Below are 5,178 nucleotides of genomic sequence, written 5' to 3' on the forward strand. Positions count from 1 at the left end.
ACTGCTCCATCCCGCGACAACAATCTTACTGCGCTGATTATAGGCTATTGCAACCATAATAAGCAAGGCCAAATTCACTTAAATAGTGAAACGACTTAACTGTAGTAATCAATAGGCCTAAATTATTTTTAAATAAAGCGTATATATGAGTAAAAATAACGATTTAACTCTATCTTTATTAAAACACAGGCAAAAAAAAACCTTAGTATTAACTACTAAGGTTTTTTTATTTGGTGCCGTGGGCGGGACTTGAACCCGCACGTCCTTTCGGACACCAGCCCCTCAAGCTGGCGTGTCTACCAATTTCACCACCACGGCTTATTCTTTTATTGAGGTACGTCGCTATTGCTTACAGGCGCTACTGGAACATCACTTGTGATTGCAGGTTTCTCTGCATCTAAAATCACATCAGTTGTAGACTGTGTAGATAAATTACCTAACACTAAGCTCAGCGCAAAAAATGCAATCGCAAGTACTGCTGTAGCGCGAGTTAAAAAGTTACCTGAACCGCCAGCACCAAATACAGTATTTGAACCACCAGAACCAAAGCTAGCACCCATATCAGCGCCTTTGCCTTGCTGCATTAGAACGAATCCAATGATTGCAAGTGCAACAATTAAGTAAATAACAATAATAACTTCGTACATTTTAATACCTAAATCTCAAAAGGTTTAATATAGCTTTATCGAACATCCTTACCCGAGGTAAGGGACACTTAAATAACATTAGCCATTTTATAACTAAATAATGTTAAGTGGTAAAGCGGAGGAGATATTATCTAACCTCCACCTTAGTTGCAAGCTGATTATTAAAAAAACAATGAATAAAAGGATTTAGCACAAAACAACACCAGTTGCCGTATACTAAAACGTCTTAAATTACCGACTTACGCTGGTTTAAAACGTGGCTTTAACGGCATCTGCAATTTTATTGGCTAGCGCTAATACATGCGTTTCGTCTTCACCTTCAACCATCACACGGATAAGTGGCTCAGTACCTGATTTACGTAACAACACACGACCCCGATCAGCGAGTTCCTGTTCAACATCTGCTACAGACTGTTGCACAGATTCCGCTAATAGTGGGTCTGAATCACCGCTAAAGCGAACATTCACTAATACTTGTGGGAATTTACTCATTCCAGAGCGTAATTCTTTCAGCGTTAATCCACTATTCACCAATGCCGCTAATACTAATAGGCTTGATACAATACCGTCACCTGTTGTGGTGTGATCCAGAGAAATAATATGACCTGAATTTTCACCACCTATTCGCCAGCCTTTTTCAAGCATCATTTCGACAACATAGCGATCTCCAACCGCACTACGTGCAAATGGAATCCCCAGAGACTTAAGTGCTAGCTCTAAGCCCATATTCGCCATTAATGTACCTACGACACCACCTTTTAATACGCCGTTACGTAGAGCATCACGTGCAATAATATAAAGAACTTCATCACCATCAATTACATAACCAGTATGATCAACCATCATCAGACGATCGCCATCACCATCATAAGCAACACCAAGATCAGCTTTTTCAGCAAGTACACGTGCAGCCAATGCTTCAGGCGCCGTTGCGCCACAACCATCATTAATATTCAAACCATTAGGCTCAACACCGATAGTAATGATCTCTGCGCCTAATTCTTTAAATACGTTTGGTGCGATATGGTAAGTGGCACCATGCGCACAATCGAGCACAATTTTCAGTCCCTTCAAACTAGCGCGAGACGGGAAAGTACTTTTACAGTATTCAATATAACGACCCGCTGCATCATCAATACGTACAGCTTTACCTAATTCAGCCGACTCAACGCAGGTTAATTCTTTTTCTAATTGCGCTTCAATCGCCAGTTCAACATCATCCGGTAGCTTAGTACCGTTTGCAGAGAAGAACTTAATACCGTTATCGTGATATGGATTGTGTGATGCACTAATCACAATACCTGCTTCGGCACGGAATGTGCGTGTTAAATAGGCTACAGCTGGTGTTGGCATTGGCCCCATAAAGGCGACGTCAAGTCCCGCAGCAGACAAACCTGCTTCTAAAGCACATTCCAGCATATAACCAGAAATACGGGTATCTTTACCGATTAGGACTTTTCTTGTCCCCTGTTTTGCAAGTACCTTACCTGCAGCCCAACCCAATTTAAGTGCAAACTCAGGTGTGATAGGCGCTACACCTACAAGACCACGAATACCGTCGGTACCAAAATACTTTCTTGACATATTTAATCCCTAATATTTTTTATTTTTGGTCCAGCTATACACTTAACCATATTCTATTTTTAAAATGAAAAACTATATGCTGTATATAGCGTTCGTTATTTTATTAGCGCACACGATGTTTTTTTAGCTGAGCGACAATCGCCAAAGTATCAGTAGTCTCTCGTACATCATGCACACGAAATATATGTGCGCCATCTGTAGCGGCACTGTTTGCACATGCAAGGCTACCCGCTAATCGCTGAGACTCATCACATTGCAATAAATTACCTATCATCGACTTTCGTGAAACACCAATCAAAATAGGTAAATCAAATTGATGGAATAGCGGTGTATCAGCGAGTAATTGATAATTCTGCTCTAACGTTTTACCAAAACCAAAGCCAGGGTCGAGAATAATATTTTCACGCTTAATGCCTGCGTTACAACAGTCTTCGATTCGCAGTTGTAAAAACGCGATCACTTCTGCAGTTACATCTTGATAAGATGGTGCGTCTTGCATTGTACTAGGTTTACCTTGCATATGCATGAGGCATACAGGCACGCCTAGCTCTGCTGCTGCTTGCAACGCCCCCTCTTCCTGCAGAGCTCTCACATCGTTAATAATGTGCGCTCCCGCAGCAATGGCTTCCCGCATCACTTGCGCTTTACTGGTATCGATAGAGATAACAACATCGAGCTGTGTTGATATGCGTTTAATAATAGGAATAACACGTGCAAGTTCTTCTTCTAAACTAACAGCTCTAGCACCTGGACGTGTAGATTCACCGCCAATATCAATGATCTTAGCGCCATCATCGACCATCTTTTGTGCTTGTTTAAAGGCTGCATCTAAAGCGTAATACTGACCACCATCAGAAAACGAGTCCGGCGTAACATTTAAAATGCCCATGACTACTGGTTGACTAAGATCGAGTATTTTAACACGACTGCTATTGGCCGCTAAGTTTAACTGCATTATCGTTCTATTCCCTAAAAAAAAACCCCGAGTTACACTCGAGGTTTATTCTATCATGAATTAATAGCTATAAAGTAATACTGAGTAAGCGAGGCTTATTCTGTATCTTTTTTATCACTTTCTGTTTCGCTATCTTCTTCATTATCTATTTTAGTTTCTTTTTTAGCATCTTTAGTGCTGTCGCTATCAATGGTACCGTAGCTTTCGCCCCAGTCCGCTGGAGCACGTACTTCAACACGTGCCATTAGATCATCAATTTGCTTGGCATCAATGGTTTCATACTTCATCAATGCATCTTTCATTGAATGAAGAATATCCATATTATCCGTCAACAGCTGATGCGAACGTTTATAGTTACTTTCAACCAAATAACGAATTTCATCATCAATCAGTTTAGCCGTCTCATCAGACATACTTGCAGCCTGAGTACCACCACCACCAAGGAAAACTTCACCTTGTTCGTCAGCAAACTTCATCGGACCTAATTTTTCAGATAGACCCCATTGCGTAACCATTTTACGAGAGATATCCGTTGCGCGTTCAATATCATTTGATGCGCCCGTTGATACACTGTCTTTACCAAAGATGATTTCTTCAGCAATACGACCACCGTAAAGGCTTGAGATCATGCTTTCTAAATGACGTTTTGAATGACTAACACGATCTTGTTCAGGTAAGTACATAGTTACACCCAGTGCACGACCACGTGGAATGATACTTACTTTATAAACAGGATCATGATCCGGTACTAAGCGACCAATGATTGCGTGACCAGCTTCATGGTACGCAGTCATCACTTTCTCTTCTTCGCTCATTACCATGCTCTTACGTTCAGCACCCATTAAGATTTTATCTTTGGCTTTTTCAAATTCTGCCATCGATACAGTACGTTTATTCGTACGTGCTGCAAATAGTGCAGCTTCGTTAACAAGGTTAGCAAGCTCAGCACCAGAGAAACCAGGAGTACCACGTGCAATAAGTACGATTTCAACGTCATCGTTAATAGGCACTTTACGCATATGTACTTTTAAGATTTGTTCACGACCACGGATATCAGGAAGACCAACCGTTACTTGGCGATCAAAACGGCCTGGACGTAATAGCGCAGGATCAAGTACGTCTGGACGGTTCGTCGCAGCAATAACAATGATACCTTCATTACCTTCAAAGCCATCCATTTCAACCAGCATTTGGTTAAGCGTTTGCTCACGTTCATCATGACCACCGCCCATACCAGAACCACGCTTACGGCCTACGGCATCGATTTCATCAATAAAGATGATACACGGTGATGATTTCTTCGCTTGTTCGAACATGTCACGCACTCGAGATGCACCAACACCAACAAACATTTCAACGAAGTCAGAACCTGAAATAGTGAAAAATGGTACTTTTGCTTCACCCGCAATCGCCTTAGCAAGTAATGTTTTACCTGTACCTGGTGAACCAACTAATAAGATACCGGTTGGGATTTTACCACCAAGTTTCTGGAAGCGACTTGGATCTTTTAAGTAATCAACCAATTCAGCAACTTCTTCTTTTGCTTCATCACAACCTGCAACATCAGCAAACGTCGTTTTAATTTGGTCTTCACTCATCAAGCGTGCTTTACTTTTGCCAAATGACATAGCGCCTTTACCGCCGCCACCTTGCATTTGACGCATGAAGAATACCCAAACACCGATCAGTAATAGCATTGGGAACCAAGAGATGAAGATAGAAGTCAATAAACTTGCCTCTTCTTCAGGCTCACCAAATACTTTAACGTTATTGTTTAACAGGTCATTTAATAGCTGTGGATCTTCCGCTGGTAAGAAAGTAACAAACTTTTGTCCACCTTGGCTAACACCACGGATAGTACGTCCGTTGATCTTAACTTCGTTAACCTGTTTATTTCTAACTTGTTGCACAAATGAACTGTAATCCAATTGATTACTTGAACTCTCATTTGGTCCGAAACTCTGAAATACTGACATTAATACGACTGCAATA

The 5,178-nt window shown here is 41.2% G+C and carries 4 protein-coding genes and 1 tRNA gene; all 5 read right to left on the bottom strand.

From position 1 onward, the window contains the following. Positions 1 to 231 precede the first annotated feature (231 nt). The 5 genes from BT797_RS10020 to ftsH all read right to left on the bottom strand — a co-directional run bounded on the left by BT797_RS10020 (position 232) and on the right by ftsH (position 5,177). Positions 232 to 318 (bottom strand) — tRNA-Leu (locus BT797_RS10020). An 8-nt stretch (positions 319 to 326) separates the two neighbouring features. Next, entirely contained in the window at positions 327 to 647 is a 321-nt protein-coding gene (secG, locus tag BT797_RS10025; RefSeq protein ID WP_045111676.1) for a preprotein translocase subunit SecG, read from the bottom strand. Positions 648 to 896: 249 nt separating this feature from the next. Then, positions 897 to 2,231 (bottom strand): phosphoglucosamine mutase, encoded by a 1,335-nt coding sequence (gene glmM, locus BT797_RS10030; RefSeq protein WP_045111677.1) that lies wholly within the window; start codon positions 2,229 to 2,231, stop codon positions 897 to 899. Between the two features lie 103 nt (positions 2,232 to 2,334). Beyond that, a complete protein-coding gene (gene folP / locus BT797_RS10035; RefSeq protein WP_075471931.1) occupies positions 2,335 to 3,186 on the bottom strand; it encodes a dihydropteroate synthase in 852 nt (283 codons plus the stop codon). 95 nt (positions 3,187 to 3,281) lie between these two features. Next, entirely contained in the window at positions 3,282 to 5,177 is a 1,896-nt protein-coding gene (gene ftsH, locus BT797_RS10040) for an ATP-dependent zinc metalloprotease FtsH (RefSeq protein WP_244893724.1), read from the bottom strand. Position 5,178: the final 1 nt, after the last annotated feature.

The sequence above is a fragment of the Moritella viscosa genome (assembly GCF_900120065.1).
Classification (GTDB): Bacteria; Pseudomonadota; Gammaproteobacteria; order Enterobacterales; family Moritellaceae; genus Moritella; species Moritella viscosa.